The sequence below is a fragment of the Streptomyces sp. T12 genome (genome assembly GCF_028736035.1).
Taxonomy (GTDB): Bacteria; Actinomycetota; Actinomycetes; order Streptomycetales; family Streptomycetaceae; genus Streptomyces.
In genome coordinates, this window is sequence record NZ_CP117866.1 from 2,270,845 (window position 1) to 2,292,774 (window position 21,930).

Consider the following 21,930-nt stretch of genomic DNA (forward strand, 5'->3'; position numbering starts at 1 on the left):
GGCCCACCGGCCCTTGGGGAACCCGCAATCGCGTGCACCCGCGCATCGAGGACTACGCCCTCATCGGCGACGAGCAGACGGCCGCTCTGATCGGCAGGGACGGCTCCGTCGACTGGCTCTGTCTGCCCCGCTTCGACTCGGGAGCCTGCTTCGCCAGACTCCTCGGCGACAGCGACAACGGCCACTGGCGCATCGCCCCCGCACACGTGAAGGGCCCCTGCACCCGCCGCGCCTACCGCCGCGACACCCTGGTGCTCGACACCGAGTGGGAGACCGACGAGGGCGCGATCCGCGTCACCGACCTGATGCCCCAACGCGACCGCGCCCCCGACCTCGTGCGCATCGTGGAGGGCCTCGAAGGCCGCGTCACCGTGCGCAGCACCCTGCGGATCCGCTTCGACTACGGCTCGATCGTCCCCTGGGTGCGCAAGTCCGACGGGCACCGGGTGGCCGTCGCCGGCCCCGACTCGGTCTGGCTGCGCAGCGAACCCCACGTGCACACCTGGGGCAAGGACTTCGGCACGCACGCGGAGTTCACGGTCGACAAGGGCCAGAAGGTCGCGTTCGTCCTCACCTGGCACCCCTCGCACGAGCCTCGCCCGCCGCTCGTCGACCCGTACAAGGCGTTGCACGCAAGCGTCCGGGACTGGCGGAAGTGGGTGGGGCACTGCCGCTACGACGGCCCGTACCGCGACGCCGTCGTCCGCTCCCTGATCACCCTCAAGGCCCTCACCTACCGGCCGACCGGCGGCATCGTCGCCGCCCCCACCACCTCGCTCCCCGAGGAGATGGGGGGCGTGCGCAACTGGGACTACCGCTACTGCTGGCTGCGCGACTCCACCCTCACCCTCAACGTGGGCCTGTCGGCGGGCTATCGGGGGGAAGCCGAGGCCTGGCGCGACTGGCTGCTGCGCGCGGTCGCCGGCGACCCGGCCGACCTGCAGATCATGTACGGCCTGGCGGGCGAGCGGCGGCTGCCCGAGTTCGAGGTGCCGTGGCTGTCCGGCTTCGCCGGCTCCACCCCCGTACGCGTCGGCAACCAGGCCGTGGAACAGCTGCAGTTGGACGTGTACGGCGAGGTCATGGACTCGCTGGCACTGGCCCGGGACGCCGGACTGCCCACCAAGCCGCACATGTGGGCGATCCAGGCCGCCCTCGTCGACTGGCTGCGCACGGAGTGGCGGCAGCCGGACGAGGGGCTGTGGGAGGTGCGCGGCGGCCGCCGCCACTTCGTGCACTCGAAGGTGATGGTGTGGGTGGCCGCTGACCGGGCCGTGCGCACCCTGGAGAAGAACCCGAAGCTGAAGGGCGACCTCGACGGCTGGCGCGAGCTGCGGGACGAGGTGCACCGCGAGGTGTGCGAGAAGGGCTACGACGCCGAGCGGAACACCTTCACGCAGTCCTACGGCTCCCGCGAACTCGACGCCGCGCTGCTGCTCATCCCGCGCGTGGGCTTCCTGCCGCCGGACGACCCGCGTGTCACCGGCACCATCGACGCGATCCGCGCCGAGCTCAGCCATCACGGCTTCCTACGCCGCTACAGCACCGACGGGACCACCGTCGACGGGCTGCCGGGCAGCGAGGGCACGTTCCTGGCCTGCTCGTTCTGGCTCGCGCAGGCCCTGCACATGACGGGTCGTACGCAGGAGGCACGCGAGTTGTTCGACCGGCTGGTGGGGCTCGCCAACGACGTGGGCCTGCTGTCCGAGGAGTACGACCCGGTGACCGACCGCCAGCTCGGCAACTTCCCGCAGGCCTTCAGCCACATCGGCCTGGTGAACACCGCCCTCGCCCTGTTCGGGGGCGACGGGGCAGGATAGGAACCATGGATCTTGGACTGAAGGACCGGGTGTACGTCGTCACGGGGGCCACCCGTGGACTGGGCAACGCGGCGGCGCGTGAGCTCGTGGCCGACGGGGCGAAGGTCGTCCTGACCGGCAGGGACGAGGAGCGGGTCGCCGCCGCTGCGGCCGAGCTGGGGCCGAACGCCCTCGGGCTGGCCGTCGACAACGCCGATCCGGAGGCGGCAGCACGGTTGATCACTGCCGCGCGGGATACGTTCGGGGCCTTTGACGGCATCCTCGTGAGTGTCGGTGGCCCGCCGGCCGGGTTTGTCTCCGACAACACGGACGAGCAGTGGCAGGCCGCGTTCGAGTCGGTGTTTCTGGGGGCGGTTCGGCTGGCGCGGGCGGCAGCGGCGGAGCTGGACGCGGGCGGGGTCATCGGGTTCGTGCTGTCGGGCTCGGTGCATGAGCCGATTCCGGGGCTGACCATTTCGAATGGGCTGCGGCCCGGGCTGGCCGGGTTCGCCAAGTCCCTCGCGGACGAATTGGGGCCGCGGGGCATTCGGGTCGTGGGGTTGCTGCCGTCTCGGATCGACACGGATCGCGTGCGCGAGCTGGACGGCATGTCGGCGGATCCCGAGGCCACTCGGGCTGCCAACGAGTCGCGGATTCCGTTGCGGCGGTACGGGGCGCCGGAGGAGTTCGGGCGTGCGGCGGCGTTCCTGTTGTCCCCGGCCGCGTCCTATCTGACGGGGATCATGTTGCCGGTGGACGGCGGGATGCGGCACGGGTTCTAGCAGCACAGGTTCTCGGCAGCCCGGGTTCCTCAGCAGCCCGGGTGCTAACTGACCCTTTCCGCACGGTGTTTGACGCCCTTCAAGCGGACCTCTGTCGGCAAGGCCGCGAGGCCCGCTGAAGTGCGGGCGTGGGTCAGGGCCTGTGCGGTGAGGTCGTTCAGGGCGGTGCCCGGGTCCACGTGCGGTTCCAGCAGGAGGCGCACCCGGGTCTCGGGGGTGCTGCGCCTGCCCGTCAGGTGGACGTGGGCGCGTTGGACGCCCTCCAACCCCGCCGCCTCGCCTGCCAGTACGCCCTCCAGGGCCCGTCCCCGCAGCAGGGCGCCTTCGCCGTCGCCGGTGTCGACCAGGACCTCGGCGAGGCGGTGCCGGCGCAGGACCGAGACCAGCCACCACAGGGCGAGCAGGACCAGGACGGCCAGCACGGCGATCACGGTCGGCCACCACCAGCCGTCGTCCCGCCAGCGCGTCCGCTCGGCGTCGCTGAGCAGTACGTCGTGCCGGCTGTCGTGGATCCACCAGGACGGGGGTTCCAGCCCGAGTCCCACGGCCAGTACGGAGCCGCCGACCACGAGCAGCACCAGCCCGACGAGCCCGATCAGCACCCGGTTGACCACCCTGAGCACGGCCCTCACCCCTTCCGTCCGAGCCGCCGTACATGCACCGACAGCGAGGGCGGCCTGGCCAGCCCCAGGCCCCTGATCGCGTCGGCCAGCGCGGCGTCCAGGTCGGCGCGTACGTCGTCCAGTTCGCGGAAGTGCGAAACCGCGCGGACATCGGCCTTGGCCCGGCGCATCCGTACCCGTACGGACTGGACGCCGGAGACCTCCATGGCCCGGTCGCGCAGGACGAGGGCGGCCAGGTCGCGGTGGAGTCCGGCGCGGACGTCGGCGTGGGTGCGCCGCATCGGCAGGACCGAGCGCAGGCCGGGCGTGACGGCCAGGACCAGCAGCCACAGCCCGAGGACCGCGGCGACGCCCGCGCCGACCAGCACCCAGATGTCGTCGAGGGGGCGTTCGGCGAGCTGGTGGGCGAGTTCCCGGCGCCAGCGCATGGCCGGCCGGTCGGCGCGCACGGCTGCGATGTCGTACAGGAAGATGCCGGCGACGAGGAAGAGCAGGAGCGCTGTGATCGCGGCCGGGATCCGGCGTGCGGACCAGAAGCGGCGCTCGCCGCCGCCCTTGTCGTCGACCGGGGGCGGCGGCTCGTAGGCCGCCGCCGAAGCCGACTGGTCGAGCGGGTCGGGTCCGGTCTCCTTCTCGATGACCGGCAGTCGTTGTGTGGTGCCCTCGGAGCCCTGGGACTCGCTCATCGCGTCCTCCCGCGTGCCGCGCCCTGCCCGGGCGCCGGGTGCAGCCGCTCCACGTGCACGGCGACCTCCGGCACCTCCATGCCCACCAACGCGCCTACCCGTTCCACGACATGCCGACGCACGGCCGCGCATCGGGCACCGATGTCGGTGGGGTAGTCGAGTTCGAGGTGGACGCGGACGCGGGCGGTGTCGTGGGCGAGGACGACGTCGGCGTACGGCCGGGCGGCGGCCTTGGCCGGCGTCCCCACCGCCTCGCGTGCGGCCTGCGAGGCGATCTTCACGACGACCCGGTCGGCGATCCGGGTCGCCCCGCGCTCGCGCGGTGGGACGACGGGAGGGGGTGTGCCGGGCTCACCGGCACCCGTGCTCACCGGTCTCACCGCCGCCGTTCGTCACGACGCCGGAAGAAGTCACCGAGCTCGTACTCCCCTTCCAGGAACCGCCCGACGACGAAACCGACGGCGCCCAGGGCCGCCACCAGCAGGAAGGCGCCGAATCCGCCGAAGTATCCGGCGAAGCCCAATGCCATGCCGGCGATCATGCCGACCACGGCCATGCTCATGGTGCGCTCCTCAGTTCCTCAACAGCGCCCCGCCGCTGAGTTGTCGGTCGCCGGCGCCTCACTGGATCCGGCGCTCCGGTTCCTCTTCCTCTTCCTCCGGAAGCTTCACATCACTCACCGCGATGTTGACCTCGACGACTTCGAGGCCGGTCATTCGCTCGACGGCGGTGATCACGTTCTCGCGCACGTCCCGGGCCACGTCGGTGATCGACACGCCGTACTCGACGACGATCTCCAGGTCGAGCGCGGCCTGCACCTCGCCGACCTCGACCTTCACGCCCCGTGCCACCGACTTCGTCCCGCCGCCGGGCACCCGGTCGCGCACGGCCCCGAAGGTCCGCGACAGTCCGCTGCCCATGGCGTGCACGCCGTCCACATCGCGTGCGGCCATCCCGGCGATCTTCTCCACGACGCCGTCCGCGATGGTCGTCCGCCCCCGGGCGCCGGGGTCGCCCCCGCGCCTGGACGCCTGGGTCTTTCGTGTGCTGAGGGCCTCGCCCTCCGTCCCCCGGCTCTGCTCCGTCGTCTCAGTCATGGCCGTACGTCCTTTTCGGTTGTCTCTCTTGACCACGTTAATCACGGTTACGCCATCGCGCGCCAGGGATGCGGCACGCTGGAGGAATGACGACGGCGGACCGGTGGACGCAGGCAGTGAAACGACAGCTCGGCCTCGGCAGGCTCCTGCCCCTGGGCGGCCCGCACGACGGCGCGTGGATCACCGAGGGAGCGGCCGAGGCGGTGCTGCGGCGCGCGGCCGAGGACATGCGCGGGGTACGGCTGGACGCGCTCCGGATCGCGCTCGTCGACCCGGACGACGCCGACGAGGCAGCCGTACCGCCGCCGCCGAGCGCATTGCCGCCGGGGCCCCTTCGGGTGACGGCGGACTTCGCGGCGACGGCGGCCGAGGCGCTGCCCACGACGGCGGATCGGCTGCGTGGCCTGCTGGCCACAGCGGCCACGGAAGGTCTTGGCCTGACGGTGACCGAGGTCGACCTACGGGTGACGGCCCTGCTCGACGAGGACGCGGAACCCGCTCCCGTACGGCAGCCCGAGCCGACGCGGGCCGCCGAGCCCGGGAGCCCCGACGAGAAGCGCGTCGCCGCCGCGGCCCTGGCGGTACCGGGCGTGACCGAGCTGACAGGCGCTCTGGGCGGGTTGGGCCGTGCCGTGCACATCGAGGAACGGCAGGACGAGGCCGCCCTGCCGCGCCGTCACGTGCGCGTGGAGATCGCGGTGAGCGCGGACCGCCGGTCCGTGGAGGTGGCCCGGGAGGTCCGCGAGTGGGTAGGAGAGGCGCTGGCCGATCGCCCGACGGTCGCGGTGCTGATCACGGCCGTCGGCTGATCAGCGCATGGCTCATTCGCCGAGGCCGGCCAGGTCCCGCAACCGCCGCGCCTGCGCTGCGCGCTCGGCGCCGCGCTGCTCGTCGTACGTCCGGTCCACGGCACCACGAATCAGCGCCTTGGTCTCGATCACGGCATCCCGCGGCGCGGCGACGATCGCCCCCGCCAGATCCCGTACGGCGTCGTCGAGCTGCTCGGCGGGCACCGCGAGGTTGGCCAGCCCGCTGCTCACGGCCTCCTCGGCCAGCACGAAGCGCCCCGTGGCACAGATCTCCAGCGCACGGCCGTATCCGACCAGCCCGACCAGCGGATGCGTACCCGTCAGGTCCGGCACCAGCCCGAGGCTGGTCTCACGCATGGCGAACTGCACGTCGTCGGCGACGACGCGCACGTCACAGGCGAGCGCGAGCTGGAAGCCCGCCCCGATGGCATGACCCTGTACGGCGGCGATCGACACGAGGTCGTTGCGCCGCCACCAGGTGAAGCCCTCCTGGAACTCGGCGATGGCAGCGTCCAGTTGGGCGTCGCTGCTGCGCGCGAGCTCGATGAACGAAGGCTCGCCCTCGATCCCCTCGGGCGTGAACATCTGCCGGTCGAGCCCGGCGGAGAAGGACTTGCCCTCACCGCGCAGCACGACGACACGCACGCTGCCCGGCAGCAACTGCCCGGCCTCGGCGAGCGTCCGCCACATGGCGGGGCTCTGCGCATTGCGCTTGGCCGGGTTGTTCAGCGTCACCGTGGCGATCGCGCCGTCCACGGTGAGCTGTACGCCGTTCTTGTCGAGCAGGGGAGCGAGTTCCTGGTCGGACGAAGCCATGGGGTGCCTCCGATGAGTGCGGTCATCACGGGATGCCCGGAGGGCACCCCCTAAGTGACTGCACAGTAACCACCCGACCGATCAGCCGACCGACCGGGTGGTCACCATCGAAGCCGATGGGCCGCCCGGTCTCAGCCGGCGGCCTTCTTGCCTCGTGTCGCACCGCCACGCCCACGAAGCGTGACGCCCGACTCGCTGAGCATCCGGTGCACGAAGCCATACGAGCGGCCGGTTTCCTCGGCCAGTGCCCGAATGCTCGCACCGGAGTCGTACTTCTTCTTCAGGTCTGCCGCGAGCTTGTCGCGCGCGGCGCCGGTTACCCGGCTGCCCTTCTTCAGAGTCTCGGCCACCCGTGCCTCCTCATGGGAAGTGCGCTCTGGTCTCCTCATGATCACCCCTCCGGGCCTTCATGGCCACCCATTCGGCAAGGTCCGTGAGACATGGTTTTGACGACAGGAGCGCGTCCCCACATGCGGAATCTGTAATTCCGCAGCGAGTTGTCCGTACGGCCGAACGGGTTCTTTCGCGAAGTACCAGGTCAGGGACGCGCGACGGCCGAGCCCTTGTCGATAAAGGACTCGGCCGTGAAATCGATGTAGTACACACCTCGGTACGAGGAGATCTCACACAGATGATGGATCACCGATAGGCCGAATGATCCATACGCTGTTGATCACGTATTCGATCAAGCCAGGGCGACGAGATCCGCGTAGTCGGCGCCCCACAGGTCCTCGACGCCGTCCGGCAGCAGAATGATCCGCTCCGGCTGGAGCGCCTCCACGGCGCCCTCGTCGTGGGTGACGAGCACGACCGCGCCCTTGTACGTGCGCAGCGCGCCGAGGATCTCCTCGCGGCTGGCCGGGTCGAGGTTGTTGGTGGGCTCGTCCAGGAGCAGGACGTTCGCCGACGACACCACGAGGGTGGCGAGGGCGAGGCGGGTCTTCTCGCCGCCGGAGAGGACACCGGCCGGCTTGTCGACGTCGTCGCCGGAGAACAGGAACGAGCCGAGCACCTTGCGGACCTCGACGAGGTCCATGTCAGGGGCGGCGGAGCGCATGTTCTCCAGGACGGTGCGCTCGGGGTCGAGGGTCTCGTGCTCCTGGGCGTAGTAGCCGAGTTTGAGGCCGTGGCCCTCGATCACCTTGCCGGTGTCGGGCTCCTCGGCGCCGCCGAGGAGGCGCAGCAGGGTGGTCTTGCCGGCGCCGTTGAGGCCGAGGATGACGACCCGGGAGCCCTTGTCGATGGCCAGGTCGACGTCGGTGAAGATCTCCAGCGAGCCGTACGACTTCGACAGGCCCTCGGCAGTCAGCGGGGTCTTGCCGCAGGGCGCGGGCTCCGGGAAGCGGAGCTTGGCGACCTTGTCGGAGACCCGCACCGCGTCGAGCCCGGCGAGCAGCCGGTCGGCCCGCTTCGCCATGTTCTGCGCGGCGACGGTCTTGGTGGCCTTCGCCCGCATCTTGTCCGCCTGCGAGTGCAGCGCGGCGGCCTTCTTCTCGGCGTTCTGCCGCTCGCGCTTGCGGCGCTTCTCGTCGGCCTCGCGCTGCTGCTGGTAGAGCTTCCAGCCCATGTTGTAGATGTCGATCTGGGCGCGGTTGGCGTCCAGGTAGAACACCTTGTTGACGACCGTCTCGACCAGGTCGACGTCGTGGGAGATGACGATGAAGCCGCCGCGGTAGGTCTTCAGATAGTCGCGCAGCCAGACGATCGAGTCCGCGTCGAGGTGGTTGGTCGGCTCGTCGAGCAGCAGGGTGTCGGCGTCCGAGAACAGGATGCGAGCGAGCTCGATACGGCGGCGCTGACCGCCGGAGAGCGTGTGCAGGGGCTGGCCGAGCACCCGGTCGGGCAGGTTGAGCGCGGCGGCGATGGTGGCGGCCTCGGCCTCGGCGGCGTACCCGCCCTTGGTGAGGAACTCCGTCTCCTGGCGCTCGTACTGCTTCAGCGCCTTCTCGCGGGTCGCGCCCTGGCCGTTGGCGATGCGCTGTTCGTTCTCGCGCATCTTGCGGATCAGTACGTCCAGGCCGCGCGCGGACAGGACGCGGTCGCGGGCGAGGACGTCGAGGTCGCCGGTGCGGGGGTCCTGCGGGAGGTAGCCGACCTCGCCGGAGCGGGTGATGTTGCCACCGGCGGGGATGCCTTCGCCGGCGAGGCACTTGGTGAGGGTGGTCTTGCCGGCGCCGTTGCGGCCGACGAGGCCGATGCGGTCACCCTTGGCGACACGGAAGGTCGCGGACTCGATGAGGACGCGCGCACCGGCGCGCAGCTCGATACCGGAGGCGGAGATCACGGACAGACTCCAGGGCGGGGATAGGTGGCGGGATGGGCGGCTGAGGACGTTCCCGCCGTCTAATGCGCGAGGAGAATGGCCATGGGCCAAGTCTAACGGTGCCGTGCAACCACTTTTTCTGGGTTCAGGTGTTCGGGCCGGGGCCTGCCGCCGTCTTGGACGACTTCATTGCCGAGTGGTCTGCGGTGCGGGGCGATCCGTCCCAGGTCGTCCACGGCGATGAGCTGGGCGGTCCAGGCCGCATGGGCGCAGGGCTGGGCGATGAGAAGCGCCCGACCGTGATGTTCGGCACGTGCGGGCTCGAACGCACAGCCCTCACGGGCGGGCAGCACCCAGCGCAGATCGCCGTCGGCGATGCGGTACGCGGAGACGCGGCGCGGAGTCACCACGGCGAGCACGCCGCGTCCCAGGGGGCGCAGGACGCCGGTGCCGCCCTGGGCCGGCAGCCACTCGTCGGCTGCGGGCAGGGCGCGGTGCCAGCGCACGGAACGGCCGTCGGTGTCGGTGACCATGCCGTCGTCCCAGAGCGTGATCACGTCCACGCGCGCGTGGAGGGGCATGCGTACCGGGAGTGACATGCGCGGGCGCCGGTCCTCGCGGGTGTAGCGCCAGTGGGTCTCGCCGGTGCGGGCGTCGTAGGCCTCGATGCCCGCACCGAGCGTGCGGAAGTGCGTCGCCGTCGGCTGCGGTGGGGTCGTGGCGGCGGTGGCTTGGCGCACGCGCGCGTGGACGGTCGCGTGGACCGTGAGGTGGTCGCCGTAGGGGGTGGGGCGGGCGTGGTGGGCGGCGGTGAGGAGCGGGGGTGCGAGGAGGAGGAGCAGGGCGGCTGCGCGGAGGGGGCGGGGGATGCGGGGAGGGCGGCGCGAGGTGGGGGGTGAGGTGGGAATGGCGGGTGAGGTGGGGGTGCCGGGTGAGGTGAGCCCGATAACCCTCGAGTCCACCCCAACCACCACCATTCGGCCTTTGTCGCCTCGGTCGGCAGGAGGGCCACCAACGCCCCCTTGGCACCCGTCCCGGCGTCCGCTTCCGGCGGATCAGGCGCAGAGCGTAGTCATGTCCGAGGCGGGTGGCGGGGGCGTGCCGTCGGGACACGGCGAGTTGTCGGGGGCTCTCGCCCGTTCGGCCCTCGGGGCAGGCCCGCGGCCTCGGCTCGCGGGCCGTTGTCAGTGGTCGCTGCAAGACTGGCTGCGGGTCGGAATTCCGGCAGTCGCAGGCAAGGATCACGGCGATTGATCACGAAGGGGTGATCGGCATGGCGGGCACGAGCGGCGGGCGTCCGAGCATCTACCCGACGCTGCTGTACGCGGACGCGAAGGCGGCGATCAAGCAGCTCACGGAGGCCTTCGGGTTCACGGAGCTGGCGGTGTACGAGGGCGAGGACGGCTCGGTGGCACACGCCGAGCTGGTGCAGGGCAACGGCGCGGTGATGCTCGGCTCGAAGGGCACCGGCAGCGCCTTCGACAAGGCGATGAAGGACGCGGGCACGACCGGGGTGTACGTCGTCGTGGACGACGTCGACGCACACCACCGACGGGCCGTGGAGCACGGCGCGGAGATCCTGATGCCCCCGACGGACCAGGACTACGGCTCGCGGGACTACATGGCCCGGGACGTCGAGGGCAATGTGTGGAGCTTCGGTACCTACGCCCCTGAGACACCGGGCTGAGCGCCGGTCCGGCTCAGCTCCCCCCGGTGTGCACCTGGAAGGCGGCGCGGCGTACGGCCTTCGCGAGCGCGGGGTCGGGGTGCGCGGCGGCGAGCGCGACCAGGACCTGCACGGTGCGGGGGTGACCGACGGCGCGTACCTCGTCCAGGAGCATCGGCACCGTCGGCTGCACCGCTGACTCCAGGTGGCGTACGAGCATCGGGGCCTCGCCGTGGTCGGCGACGGCGGCGGCGGTGTCGACCCACAGCCAGGTGGCCTCTTCCCGGGTGAGCACCTCGTGGGCGTCCTCGGGGTCGATGCCGTCGTGCTCGGCGAGCCACAGCAGGGCGTACGGCCGCAGGGTCGGCTCGTCGTGGACGGCGCGTACGTCGGGCTCGGCGGGGGCGCCGACGACGCGCAGTGCCTCGAAGGCGAGGCCGCGCAGCAGGGCGTCCTCGCCGCGGGCGGCGTCAAGGAGTTCGGTGACTGCGCTGCCGACGGGACGGGCGGCGAGCCAGGCGCGGTATTCGTCGCGGGCGGCGTTCGGGCGGAGCTGGGCGCAGCCGCGGAGCATGTCCTCGGCCGCCTGCTCGATGTTCCCGGCGGGGCTCTGGGCGGCGACGCAGATCTGCTCCAGCTTGACCCAGACCGCCCAGTTGCCGAGCGGGGTGAGTGTGGCCTGGCCGTCGCCGTAGGTGAGGGCGCCGACGGAGGCGAGGGCGTGCAGGGCCCAGTCGAGGAGGGGGGCGAGGGGCGTGTCCTCGACGGCGGCCGCGTCGGCGACCGGCTCCGGCTGCGGGCCGTAGGGGATCTCGCAGCGCTCGGTGCGCAGTTCGGTGACCCGCTGCTCCAGCAGGTCCAGAAGCTGCTCCACCGGGACCGGTCCGGCGGACAACTGCAGGAAGGAGAGCACCTGGGGCATGGCCGAGACGACGTCGGACACGGCAGCGGCATGCTCATGCTGCTCAGGTTCCGGGTGCGCAAGCGACCAGGCGTCGAAGAGGGCGACCCAACCGCGCAGTACGGCGCTGTCGTCACGGTCCCAGGCGCGCAGCCGCCAGCCGGAGCGGGCGCTGTCGCCGTGCACCTCGATGAGGCCCGCGAGGCGGGCGGTGTCCCAGTCGGCACGGACCTGAGCGGAGGTCAGGCCGAGGTCCTGGGCCGCGCGTTCGGCGGTCGCGTCGGAGAGGGTGCCCTTGCCGTCGGGGTTCGCACCGTCACGGCCGGGGCGCAGCGCGGCGTCGGCCCAGTGGGCGACGCGGGCCGCGGTGGCCAGACCGGAGCGAGCCATTCTGGCCAGCTCGGCCCGGGCCGGTGTGCCCTCCGGAGGGCGGGGTGCGGGGCGGCGTGGGCGCCGCTGGTTCACAGCTCTGGGGGCGGCGGCCAGGGGTCGCGGGCGGACGAGTCGAAGCCTGGAGTCGCGCGGGATACGGGACGTCACGGGTGCAGTCTTCCGGTTGACGGTCCGAAAACCCAAACGGAATGTCACGAGGGGCGACGGGGATGGCCAACGCACGGGGCCCTGCGGGTGGCGAGGGACCGATAACAGGCCAGTGGTACGGGGTTAAACGGAATCTGTGGGACCGGTGCGGGAGGGGTGGGGGCGGAGGGGAGCGGCGAGGGTGGGAACAAGGCTGGGAGTGGCCGTGGGAGGGGGCGCCGGGGGCGGAGGGCGCGTCGGGGGCGAGGGGTGCTGCGCGGCCGGGTTCGGCACCGCCGAGCACGCACGGTCGGGGTTGAGCGCCGGCGCGGCGGGGCGGGGAAGGCGGAGGGCGAAGAGGCGGAGGGGATGCGGCGCAGTGGCCTGGGCGGGGACGCGCGCCGGCAGGGCGCATGAGTGTCACATCAGCGGCGTGATGAAGCGGCGCAGGGACTCTTCGTAGGACTCGGGGTCGGCGTTCCACATGGCGGCGTGCGGAGCGTTCTTGACGGTGTTGAGGGCTACCAGGTTGGGGTGGGCATCGGCCAGGCGGCGGGAGAGGGTCCAGGGGGCCACCCTGTCGTCGGGGCCGTGGAAGATCAGGGTCGGCACCGTGAGGCGGTCGGGGGCGCCGGTGCCGGTGACGCGGTCGGTGTTCAGGCCGGTGCGGCCCTGTGCCGCGCGGACCGCGAGCGGCAGCAGCGCACTCGGCGTGTGGCGGGCCGTGGCGAGGGCGCGCAGCGTGGCCTCCCAGCTGAGCACCGGGGAGTCCAGGACGAGGCCCGAGACATGGTCACGCAGCCCCGAGTGCGCGGCGGCGCGCAGCGCCATCGTCGCGCCGGTGGACCAGCCGAGCAGGACGAGCTGCTTGGCGCCGTACCGCACGGCGTAGCGCATCGCCGCGTCGAGGTCGCGCCACTCGGCCTCGCCGAGGTGGTTCAGGCCGTCCGGCGGGCGGGGTGCGCCGAGGTCGCCGCGGTAGGAGAGGGCGAGGACCGGGAAATGGCGGCCGTTGAGGAACTCCATGACGTTCATGGCGTGTTCGCGGGTGGTGCCGAGGCCGTGCACCGCGATGACCCAGGTGTCGCGGGCGCCGGGGACGAACCATGCGGGCAGGGCGCCGAGTTCGCCGGGGATGTCGATGTCGGCGTGGTCGAGGCCGAGGGCGGCGCTGGGGTTGCCGACGTAGACGTTCGGGGTGAGCCAGACGCTGTCGCCGGGCTGGAGGGTGCCGTGCGTGACGCGTTCCAGGCGGCGTACGACGGTGTCGGCGGAGTGGTTCGCCGCGGCGAGGACGGGGCCGACGACCGCATGCGAGCCGTCGCCGGAGAGGCCGTAGGTGCCGGGGCGCAGGGAGGCCAGGTCGCGGGTGAGCGCGATCTGGCCGGCTGCCGTGGCGTGCACGGTGAGCCTGGGTTCGGTGGGCAGGGGCCTGCCAGGGGGCGCCTTCAGCGCGGCGCCACTGGCGAACCGCCCGGCGGCGACGCTCGCGGCGCCGGCGGCGAGAGCCACGGTGACGGCAGCGGCCGTCGTTTTGACAGTGCGCACGGATCCAGTGTCCGGGCGCGGACGGGGACCGGCCAGTGGGAGGGCGGGTCGGGGTGACGTCCGGGCCGGGAACGGAGGGTTCAGGAACGGCCCGCCTCCCTCACCCCACTGCCCTCACCCCCGCCTCCCCTCACCCCCGCTGCCCATACCCCCGCAACCGCTCCCCCGCCTCCGCCACCTGCCCCTCCGACAGCAGCATCGGGGACAGGCCGGGTACCGAGGACGCCGTGAGCCACAGGCGGGACATCCACTCGAGTTGGGCCGTGCGGTCGTAGGCCTGGTCCAGGGTCGTGCCGTGGGTGATCGTGCCGTGGTTCTGGAGGAGGCAGGCGGTGCGGTCGGTGAGGGCCCGGAGCATGTTCTCGGCCAACTCCTGGGTGCCGTACGTCGCATACGGGGCAACCCGGACGGCGCCGCCGAGGGCGCCCGCCATGTAGTGGATCAGCGGGAGCTCCGGCACCAAGGTCGAGACGGCCGTCGCGTGGACCGCGTGGGTGTGGACGATCGCGCCGGCGTCCGTGGCGCGGTAGACCGCGAGGTGCATGGGCAGCTCGCTCGTCGGCACCAGCGAGCCCAGTACCTGACCGCCGTCGAGGTCGACCCCCGTCACGTCCTGCGGCGTCAGGCGGTCGTACGGCACTCCCGACGGCGTGACCAGCACCGTGTCGCCGACGCGCACCGAGACATTGCCGGACGTGCCCACGACCAGCCCCTCGGACACGGTCCGGCGGGCCGTCGCCACGAGGGACTCCCAGGCATCCGCCTCCTCGGGGCGCACACGCCTGCCCCACGGCTCCCCCACTTCCTGTGCGCCCTCCCGCGCAGCCCGCGCAGCCCGCGCACCCCGCTGGTCCCGCTGATCCCGCCGCTCCTCAGCCATACGGCGATCCTGCCAGCCGGGACCGCGACGCGGCCTCAAGTCGCAACCGAGCCGGGGCACTTTAGGGCGGAAGACCGACGTCCGGAAGGGTGCATATACGGATACATCACCCTCTTCACCTGCTTGGCCGGAGATCGATCGGGATTCAATGACCTTCCAGTAATCTCTGGGGGATTTGTCGTGCACGTCGCCATTCCGGGGGGAAATATGGCCCGTGATCGCAAACCTTTCCGTCACCGCTCCCGCCTCATAGCGGCATCCGTGGCAGCGCTCACCCTTGGGGGGACCGCACTCGCCGAGATTCCGGCCGCGGCGGCCGGCAAGCCCAAGGGACATGACGTCTCGTCCCACCAGAAGAACGTCGACTGGCAGAGTTCGAAGGCGAAGGGCGCCCAGTTCGTCTACGTCAAGGCGACCGAGTCCCACACCTACCGCAACCCGTACTTCAACCAGCAGTACAACGGCTCCCGCAGCGCGGGTCTGGTGCGCGGCGCGTACCATTTCGCGCTGCCGAACAAATCGTCGGGCCAGGCGCAGGCGGCACACTTCGTGCGCAACGGCGGCGGCTGGAAGTCGGACGGCTGGACTCTGCCGCCCGCGCTCGACATCGAGTACAACCCGTACAGCAAGCACAAGTGCTACGGGCTGAGCAAGGCGAAGATGGCCACCTGGATCCAGTCCTTCAGCAACGAGGTGAAGCGGCTGACCGGCCGCCGCCCGGTGATCTACACCACCACGCACTGGTGGAACACCTGCACCGGCGCCAGTCGCGCCTTCGCCTCGAATCACGCGCTGTGGATAGCCCGCTACGACTCCGCGACCGCGGGGGCGCTGCCGGCCGGATGGCAGTACTGGACCATCTGGCAGTACGACAACGGCAGCGGCAGCCTGCCGGGTGACCAGAATCTCTTCAACGGGTCCCTGACCCAGCTGAGGAAGTTCGCCCGAGGCTACTAACCCTTGGGGCGCCTGGGCCGCGCGTTGACCAACGGGGCCGACGGAGCAGGAACCTCCGCTTCCGGCGGAACAACCCCCTCCTACGGACACCGTGCGGCCTGCCTCAGTTCATCTTCCGTTCACTCAGGTTACCTACGTTCGTCCAGCCAATGACCTCGAACGATTGCCTGGGTAAATGGAAAACTTCTCGCTGATCCTCGCGATTGTGGTGGTAACCGCACTTGCGTTCGATTTCACGAACGGTTTCCACGACACCGCCAACGCGATGGCCACGACCATCTCGACCGGTGCGCTCAAGCCCAAGGTCGCGGTGGCCATGTCCGCCGTGCTGAACCTTGTCGGCGCCTTCCTCTCCGTGGAGGTCGCCAACACGATCTCCAAAGGTCTCGTCGACGAGACCGGCATCCGTCCCGAGGTCATATTCGCCGCGCTGGTCGGCGCGATCCTCTGGAACCTGGCGACGTGGCTGGTCGGCCTGCCCTCCAGCTCCTCGCACGCCCTCATGGGCGGCCTGATCGGCGCCACCGTCGCCTCGGCCGGCATCGGCGCGGTCCACGGCGACGTGCTCGTCACCAAGGTGCTGATCCCGGCGATCGCCGCCCCGCTGGTCGCGGGCATCGCCGCGCTGCTCGCCACGCGCCTGACCTACACCCTCGGCAAGAAGGCCGACGGCAACGCCTCCAAGAAGGGCTACCGCGCCGGCCAGATCGCCTCCGCCGGCCTGGTCTCCCTGGCCCACGGCACGAACGACGCGCAGAAGACGATGGGCATCATCACCCTGGCCCTGGTCGCCGGCGGCACCCTCGCCCCCGACTCGGACCCGCCGCTGTGGGTCATCCTCTCCGCGGGCCTGGCCATCGCGCTGGGCACCTACCTCGGCGGCTGGCGCATCATCCGCACCATGGGCAAGGGCCTGACCGACCTCCAGCCGCAGCAGGGCTTCGCCGCCCAGACCAGCGCCGCGACGGTCATCCTGGCCTCCTCCCACCTCGGCTTCTCCCTCTCCACCACGCACTCCGTCTCCGGCTCGGTGATGGGCGCGGGCCTCGGCCGCAAGGGCGGCGTGGTGCGCTGGTCGACGGCCACCCGGATGTTCGTCGCCTGGGGCCTCACGCTCCCGGCCGCCGCCCTGGTCGGCGCACTCGCGGAGTACGTGACGGGCTTCGGCGCCTGGGGTACGGCCCTCGTCGCGATCTTCCTGATCGGCTCCAGCGCCGCCATCTGGAAGCTCTCCCGCCGCGAGGTCATCGACCACACGAACGTCAACGAGACCGACGAGCCGGCCGGCGTCGTCACCACGGCGATGGCCGCCGTGACCCCGCCGCCCGCGGGCAGCACGGCGACCGAGGAGCTGGCGGCCACGATCCCGGCTCCGTCCTCCGAGTCGGCGCCTTCGCAGGCCACCGTCTGACCCCCACCCGGTTACTCACCCCAGTTACCCAGGAAGAAGAATCATGAAGATCGACTGGGCGGCCCTCGGCTCCGTCTTCGGCGTCAGCCTCGTGGTCACGGTGGCCCTGGTGGGCCTGTTCACCCTCGGCATCGCGGGCCTGTCCCGCCAGGAGAAGGCCTCGGCCCAGGGCGGCTCGGCCGCCCTGGCGGTCACCGGTGCGTACGCGTGCTTCGCGGCGTGTGCGGCGGCCGTGGGGTACGGGATCTATCTGATCGTGGCCTGAGTCGGCTTCGTCTGACATACGGCACGCACCGGGCGGGTGCGGGGACGACTGTCCTCGCGCCCGCCCGGTCGGCTTTTCTGGGCCGCTACGGGCACGGCGAGTCCGTCACCGATCCGGCGCGGTCGAGGATGAGCCGCTCCTCCGGGGTGTACGGGGTCCACTGACGGCACAGGGCCTTGTGCCAGGCCTCGGGGTCCAGGGGGATGGTCAGCTCGGAGTTGCCGTGGTGGTAGGTGACATGGTCGGCCGTCAGGTGGGTGCCGTCCGGGGGGCCACCGAACGGGAACGTGACATACGGTTCGCGGTCCCCAGGTCGCCACAAGGACAGGCCGCCGTCAATGTTGGCCAGGAGGAGAGTTCCGTCGTCGGCCAGCGTCACCGCGGACAAGAGGTCGTCCGTCTCGACGGCCGGTCCCACGCGCTCGCCGGTCTCCACGTCCCATCGCTGGATGGTTCCGGCGTCCAGCGGGGTGGCGACCGTCCGGCCCCGCGGATCGAATGCCAGACTTCTCGGATACCTCCCTGTGTCCGCCACCGTGATGCCGGTTTCTCTGCGTGCCTGCCCGGTCTCGGTGTTCCAGCTGACCAGTTCGCCGCTGCTGTGACCGACCGCCACCTCGTCACGGGGTCCGGGACGGACGGCGAGCCCACGGCACAGTTGTCCCGGCTTGCCGCAGGGATCTTCGTCCAGGACCGTGTCCACGCCCGACGCGACGTCGTACCGGACCAGGCCACGGTCCGCCAGGATCGCCACCTCGCTGTCCTGGAGGGGAACGACCGCGACGGTGCCCGGAAAGGACCGCACCCGCATGTCCTGCGGGCTGTCCGGATCTACGACGGCGACCTTGTCATGGGCCCAGACGACCAAGTGGTCGCCGTCCGTGGTGAAGAACCCCTGGGGCGTCTCCCCTTTGAATCCCTCGAGCGTCACCGGCTCCGCTCGGCTTTCCTCGCCCCGGCGGGCCACGACCAGTGTCACAGGCGTCGTGCCGTTGCTGCCGGCGTTCTGGATGTGCGCGCGGTACTCGCCTCCCAGGCTTCTCATGTACGAGGAGCCCTCCCCGCTCTCGACACCAGGCTCGGGGTCCGGCAGCGGCATGCTGTGCTCCTCCCGCGTCCTCAGCACCAGCAGATCTGACCCGGAGGCCACCAGGATGCGCGGGGTGGCCCCGGCCTTCTCGCCTGGGAGGACACCGACGGGCTCCTCCTCGCCGGTCGCGCGCCGGGCGAAGCCCGGCACGCGGTACCGGCTGCCGGTCTCCACGTCGACCACCTCGTACGGGCTCACCTGGGTGCCGTTCCTCACCTGCGCATAGCGACCGGTGAGGTCCGAACCCTCCGGCTCGACGGCCAGGAACCGCCGTCCTGTGACACCACGGGAGCCCGTCAACCGCTTCAGCTGATGCCACCCGTGCCCCCGGTCCCTGACGACCCCGGTGCCCCGGTGGGAGAGCCATTCGGCGTCCGCGACCGTGCGCGAGTTCCCGCCCGTCACCAGGTTCTGCACCCGGGCTTCCCCGCCGCGCTCGTACCAACTGAGATAGACCACCTCCCGGCCCTCCGCGACCAGCGCGGCGTCGTTCGCCTCCGGACCGCTCGGCAGCCCCTGCTGCGACGCCTTCCGAGGCTTTCCTGTCCGGCTCTGCCAGACCTGGACACGGGAGCTGCGCGCCGCCCCTCGCTCGGCGAGATGGTCAGCAACGAGGCGCAGCAGCAGCCGACCGCTGTCCGAGAAGTCGAGCGCCGCCGTGTGGCCCATGCGCCCGGTCCCCAGTACAGGCTGGTGACCGGTCCACACGTGTCGGTGGGCGCGTACGTCGTAACAGTGGACCGACCCGTCGGCGGACACGATGGCCAGCAGCCCGCCGTCATCGCTGAGCTCGGCGCGTTCGGGAGCTCCTCCACCGGTCAGACCCGGCACCTGCCACCAGCTCGCCCGCCCGTCGGCGAGCCCCGTCCACACCCGGGCGTGCGCGACGCCGTCCCGGCTGGCGGACGTGGTCACGACCGTGGAGCCGTCCGGGGTGACGTCGATGCTCCGGATGGGCTCGGATCCTTGCCCCGCGTGCCCGGAGATCACCGACATGCCGCCGAGGTAGGCCTGAAGCAGCGCCTGCCGAGCCTCCTTGGCGGGTGCGTTGTGCCACGCGGCCACGGACAGCCGCGCGGCCATGCCCGGATCGGTCGTCGCCAGCCGGGCGGCCTCCTCCGTCAGCCGCCGGGACGCCATGGTCCGCACACGTTCCTCCAGGGCCAGTCCCCCACGCCATGTCTCGACCGCCAGACAGCCCGCCACCAGCGCCAGCACGACCATCACCGCTGCCGCCAGCCGCCACCACCGCAGGCCCCGTTGCTGATGCCTGCGGCTGAGCTGCACATAGTCACGCTCCGCCGGTGTGATGTCCTCGCGGTGATCCGGATCCCCCAGCCACTCCAGCGACGTGGCCAGCATCGTCCCCCGCAGCAGCGCGCCCGGTTCCTCCCCCGTCTCCTTCCAGTGGGCGAGTGCCTGCAACAGCCGTTCCTGCCAGGCTCGGAAGTCGCGGGAATCGTCCAGCCACTTTTTCAGGGGGCCCCAGGCGCGGACCAGTTCCTCGTGGGCGAGGTCGACGATGGGGTCGTCGTCGGGGCCGTGGGTGATGCGGATGAAGCGGGTTCGGGTCGCCAGGGCCTCGGCGGCTGCCCGGAGTTCGGGCGGCAGGGGCGCTAGGCGTACCGGCTTGCGGGTGAAGCCGCCCGCGTCGTCGGGGCGGGCGAGCTGGGTGAACAGGCGGCGGACCGGGGCCTCGCCGTGCGCGACGATGACCTCGCCGACCCGCTGCTCGGCGTGGGCGGACAGGGCGCCGGCGACACCGCCCAGGGCCTCGTAGCCGGAGTGGGTGAGGCGGATGCCCTTCTCGTGCGCCCAGAGTTCCGTGAGGGCGAACTCCACCAGAGGCAGATGGCCCGGTTCGTCCTCGGCGTCGTCGACGATGCGTTCGGCCAGGCCGGTGTCGAGGGTGAGGCCGGGGACCCGGGCGGCGGGTCCCTCGACGGCACGCAGCAGGCCCGATCGGCCGAGTGGCGCGACCACTTGGGCACAGTCGCTGAGGAAGCGGGCGGTGCCGGGGTCGGCGAGCTCGTCCAGGCAGGACGAACGCAGGGTGGCCACCACGCGCAGCCGCCGCCCTTCGGCCGGGACCGAGACCATACCGACCATCAGGGCAAGCAGGGCGCGGGCGGTGGCCGGTTCGGCGGCGACGGTCTCCTCCAGTTGGTTCAGGAAGAAGACGTGGCCGCGAGGGCCGCAGTGGTCGAGCAGACGTCGTCCGAGTTCGGCGGGGGTCGTGCCGTCGGCGGAGTCCAGCAGGTCGGCCAGGACGAGTGCGGCGCGCTCGTGCTCGACGACGGCCAGGGCGGGGCCGGGTGCGGCGGGCGCGGGGTGGGCCGGGACCGTGCCAGGACCGGACGGGCGTGCAGAACCGGACGCAGACGTCGAGCCCGGCTCTGGACGAGGGCACGGCACTGCCCAGGGTCCGGAAGCGGAGCCAGCCGCAGCAGAAGCGTCGCCGCCCGGCCCTGCGGATGCGGCTGCGGCTGCGGAGGTCCCCGCCTCCAGCACCCCCACCACCGCCCGGGCCACCGTCACCGACGCCCGGGTACCCGGCAGGGGGCGGAGCTCGCAGACGGTGAACCCCTCGGCCCTCAGACGGGGCAGGACTCCCGCCCGTACCAGGGAGGTCTTCCCGCTGCCGGACGGGCCGACGACCGGCACCACCAAGTGCCGTTCGACCGCGTCGAGGAGCCGACGGGTCTCCTCCTCACGGCCGAAGAAGTACTCCGCGTCCTCCTCGCGGAAGGCGTCGAGCCCTTGGTAGGGGCAGCGGCGCAGGCCCGGCTGGAGGTCCAGGAGGGCGGCGGCCGGGATCAGATACGACGTCACGGCGGAGGCACCGCGGTCGGTCGCGACCGTCATGCCGATGACCGCGCCGATGTCCTCGTCCCAGACCGGTGCTCCGCTGCATCCGGGGGCGATGCGGTGGGCCGTGCCGTCCGTCTCCATCGAGATCCAGCCCTGGCTGACCGCGCCGAGCAGCCGGCCGCCGATCCAGGCGCCGTGCTCGGCGCTGGCGGGGAAGCCGAGGACGCGGAAGCGGTGGTGCCAGACGTCGCCGGCGTCCGCGAGAGGGACCGCACCGGCGGGCGCCCCTTCCGGCAGCCTCAGCAGTGCGATGTCCCCGGTGCCGTCCCCCGCCACCGGCCGCCAGGCCGACACCGACGCCTCGTACCTCACCGCGCCCGGCCGCAGCGGGAACTCCACGGTCACCGGCGCCGCGGGCGGCGTCGACGACCCCGCGTCGGTGCCCAGCGCGTCGGCGACGACATGGGCGCAGGTGGCCACCGTGCCCGGTGCCAGCAGGAACCCGGTCCCGACGGGCCGCCCGTCGCCGCCGCACACCCGTACCACCGTCGCGCCGAACTCTTCCAGGAATCGAGCGGATTCTCCCGGTACACCGGTGTCATCAATAGTCATACGGTTTGGTGGAGTTCCCCCCGGCTCGTAGTGCTTCGTACGACGTATTGGAGGTCCCGCCGCCCCCCGCCGCAACCGGCTTCACGCAACGCCACCCGCCACGGGGAATTGACTCCGAGTCGGTCCTCTGGGCCCTGGCGACGTGCTAGCCGGTGTCACTCGTGTGGGGTTCTGCACACTCTCCCCTCGCAGGTCAACGGCAAGTTGACGCCCCTTCCAACCCCGTGGTGGACTTCCGGAGCCATGTACGGCGGCAGAAGAGGAAGCCGGTGGAAGTCCGGCGCGGTCCCGCCACTGTCACCGGGGTAGAAAGCCCCGGGAGCCAGGAACTCTCGCCGCCGGTCTCGTCGAACCAGGGCGTGGACACCCTGAGTGAGGACATAACGCGATGCTCG

General features: G+C 71.6%; 20 protein-coding genes and 1 riboswitch. Of the genes, 7 read left to right on the top strand and 13 right to left on the bottom strand.

Annotated features, from left to right (window positions below):
• Window positions 1-32 precede the first annotated feature (32 nt).
• Entirely contained in the window at window positions 33-1,820 is a 1,788-nt protein-coding gene (locus PBV52_RS10070; protein ID WP_274237958.1) for a glycoside hydrolase family 15 protein, read from the top strand.
• A gap of 5 nt (window positions 1,821-1,825) precedes the next feature.
• Window positions 1,826-2,581 (top strand): SDR family oxidoreductase, encoded by a 756-nt coding sequence (locus tag PBV52_RS10075; protein WP_274237959.1) that lies wholly within the window; start codon window positions 1,826-1,828, stop codon window positions 2,579-2,581.
• Between the two features lie 44 nt (window positions 2,582-2,625).
• Here the strand turns inward: PBV52_RS10075 and amaP are convergent, their stop codons facing one another.
• The 5 genes from amaP to PBV52_RS10100 are packed head-to-tail and all read right to left on the bottom strand — an operon-like array spanning window position 2,626 to window position 4,987.
• Window positions 2,626-3,204, bottom strand: coding sequence for an alkaline shock response membrane anchor protein AmaP (gene amaP / locus PBV52_RS10080; RefSeq protein WP_373921841.1), 579 nt, complete (start codon window positions 3,202-3,204; stop codon window positions 2,626-2,628).
• A gap of 5 nt (window positions 3,205-3,209) precedes the next feature.
• Window positions 3,210-3,890 (bottom strand): DUF6286 domain-containing protein, encoded by a 681-nt coding sequence (locus tag PBV52_RS10085; protein ID WP_274237961.1) that lies wholly within the window; start codon window positions 3,888-3,890, stop codon window positions 3,210-3,212.
• A complete protein-coding gene (locus PBV52_RS10090; protein ID WP_274237962.1) occupies window positions 3,887-4,261 on the bottom strand; it encodes a hypothetical protein in 375 nt (124 codons plus the stop codon). The genes PBV52_RS10085 and PBV52_RS10090 overlap by 4 nt, the downstream gene beginning before the upstream one ends.
• A 5-nt stretch (window positions 4,262-4,266) precedes the next feature.
• Window positions 4,267-4,452, bottom strand: a complete 186-nt coding sequence (locus PBV52_RS10095; RefSeq protein ID WP_062709653.1) for a hypothetical protein — start codon at window positions 4,450-4,452, stop codon at window positions 4,267-4,269.
• 58 nt (window positions 4,453-4,510) lie between these two features.
• The gene (locus PBV52_RS10100; protein ID WP_274237963.1) at window positions 4,511-4,987 is read right to left on the bottom strand and encodes an Asp23/Gls24 family envelope stress response protein; all 477 of its coding nucleotides are present in this window, start codon (window positions 4,985-4,987) and stop codon (window positions 4,511-4,513) included.
• A gap of 86 nt (window positions 4,988-5,073) precedes the next feature.
• On the opposite strand from PBV52_RS10100, the gene PBV52_RS10105 reads away from it, so the two are divergent.
• Window positions 5,074-5,796, top strand: coding sequence for a nucleopolyhedrovirus P10 family protein (locus tag PBV52_RS10105; protein WP_274237964.1), 723 nt, complete (start codon window positions 5,074-5,076; stop codon window positions 5,794-5,796).
• Between the two features lie 12 nt (window positions 5,797-5,808).
• On the opposite strand, the gene PBV52_RS10110 is transcribed toward PBV52_RS10105, so the two are convergent.
• From PBV52_RS10110 to PBV52_RS10125, 4 genes are all read right to left on the bottom strand, one after another.
• A complete protein-coding gene (locus tag PBV52_RS10110; RefSeq protein WP_274237965.1) occupies window positions 5,809-6,612 on the bottom strand; it encodes an enoyl-CoA hydratase/isomerase family protein in 804 nt (267 codons plus the stop codon).
• Window positions 6,613-6,743: 131 nt separating this feature from the next.
• Window positions 6,744-6,962, bottom strand: a complete 219-nt coding sequence (locus PBV52_RS10115; protein ID WP_019758351.1) for a helix-turn-helix domain-containing protein — start codon at window positions 6,960-6,962, stop codon at window positions 6,744-6,746.
• Between the two features lie 335 nt (window positions 6,963-7,297).
• Complete coding sequence (locus PBV52_RS10120; RefSeq protein ID WP_274237966.1) at window positions 7,298-8,896, bottom strand: ABC-F family ATP-binding cassette domain-containing protein; 1,599 nt, start codon at window positions 8,894-8,896, stop codon at window positions 7,298-7,300.
• A gap of 92 nt (window positions 8,897-8,988) precedes the next feature.
• Window positions 8,989-9,837, bottom strand: a complete 849-nt coding sequence (locus PBV52_RS10125) for a hypothetical protein (protein ID WP_274237967.1) — start codon at window positions 9,835-9,837, stop codon at window positions 8,989-8,991.
• A 311-nt stretch (window positions 9,838-10,148) separates the two neighbouring features.
• On the opposite strand from PBV52_RS10125, the gene PBV52_RS10130 reads away from it, so the two are divergent.
• Window positions 10,149-10,562, top strand: a complete 414-nt coding sequence (locus tag PBV52_RS10130; protein WP_274237968.1) for a VOC family protein — start codon at window positions 10,149-10,151, stop codon at window positions 10,560-10,562.
• Between the two features lie 13 nt (window positions 10,563-10,575).
• Here PBV52_RS10130 and PBV52_RS10135 read toward each other — a convergent pair whose 3' ends face one another.
• The 3 genes from PBV52_RS10135 to PBV52_RS10145 all read right to left on the bottom strand — a co-directional run bounded on the left by PBV52_RS10135 (window position 10,576) and on the right by PBV52_RS10145 (window position 14,389).
• A complete protein-coding gene (locus PBV52_RS10135) occupies window positions 10,576-11,982 on the bottom strand; it encodes a hypothetical protein (protein WP_274237969.1) in 1,407 nt (468 codons plus the stop codon).
• A 399-nt stretch (window positions 11,983-12,381) separates the two neighbouring features.
• Window positions 12,382-13,509, bottom strand: coding sequence for an alpha/beta hydrolase (locus PBV52_RS10140; protein WP_274237970.1), 1,128 nt, complete (start codon window positions 13,507-13,509; stop codon window positions 12,382-12,384).
• A 130-nt stretch (window positions 13,510-13,639) separates the two neighbouring features.
• Window positions 13,640-14,389 (bottom strand): class II aldolase/adducin family protein, encoded by a 750-nt coding sequence (locus PBV52_RS10145; protein ID WP_274237971.1) that lies wholly within the window; start codon window positions 14,387-14,389, stop codon window positions 13,640-13,642.
• Window positions 14,390-14,596: 207 nt separating this feature from the next.
• On the opposite strand from PBV52_RS10145, the gene PBV52_RS10150 reads away from it, so the two are divergent.
• The 3 genes from PBV52_RS10150 (at window position 14,597) to PBV52_RS10160 (ending at window position 17,022) form a co-directional block, all read left to right on the top strand.
• A complete protein-coding gene (locus PBV52_RS10150) occupies window positions 14,597-15,346 on the top strand; it encodes a lysozyme (RefSeq protein WP_274237972.1) in 750 nt (249 codons plus the stop codon).
• Between the two features lie 175 nt (window positions 15,347-15,521).
• A complete protein-coding gene (locus tag PBV52_RS10155) occupies window positions 15,522-16,757 on the top strand; it encodes an inorganic phosphate transporter (RefSeq protein ID WP_274237973.1) in 1,236 nt (411 codons plus the stop codon).
• A 43-nt stretch (window positions 16,758-16,800) separates the two neighbouring features.
• Complete coding sequence (locus PBV52_RS10160; RefSeq protein WP_062142391.1) at window positions 16,801-17,022, top strand: hypothetical protein; 222 nt, start codon at window positions 16,801-16,803, stop codon at window positions 17,020-17,022.
• Between the two features lie 85 nt (window positions 17,023-17,107).
• On the opposite strand, the gene PBV52_RS10165 is transcribed toward PBV52_RS10160, so the two are convergent.
• A complete protein-coding gene (locus tag PBV52_RS10165; protein ID WP_274237974.1) occupies window positions 17,108-21,535 on the bottom strand; it encodes a trypsin-like peptidase domain-containing protein in 4,428 nt (1,475 codons plus the stop codon).
• A gap of 211 nt (window positions 21,536-21,746) precedes the next feature.
• A riboswitch (cobalamin riboswitch) is annotated at window positions 21,747-21,890 on the top strand.
• The last annotated feature ends 40 nt before the right edge of the window (window positions 21,891-21,930 follow it).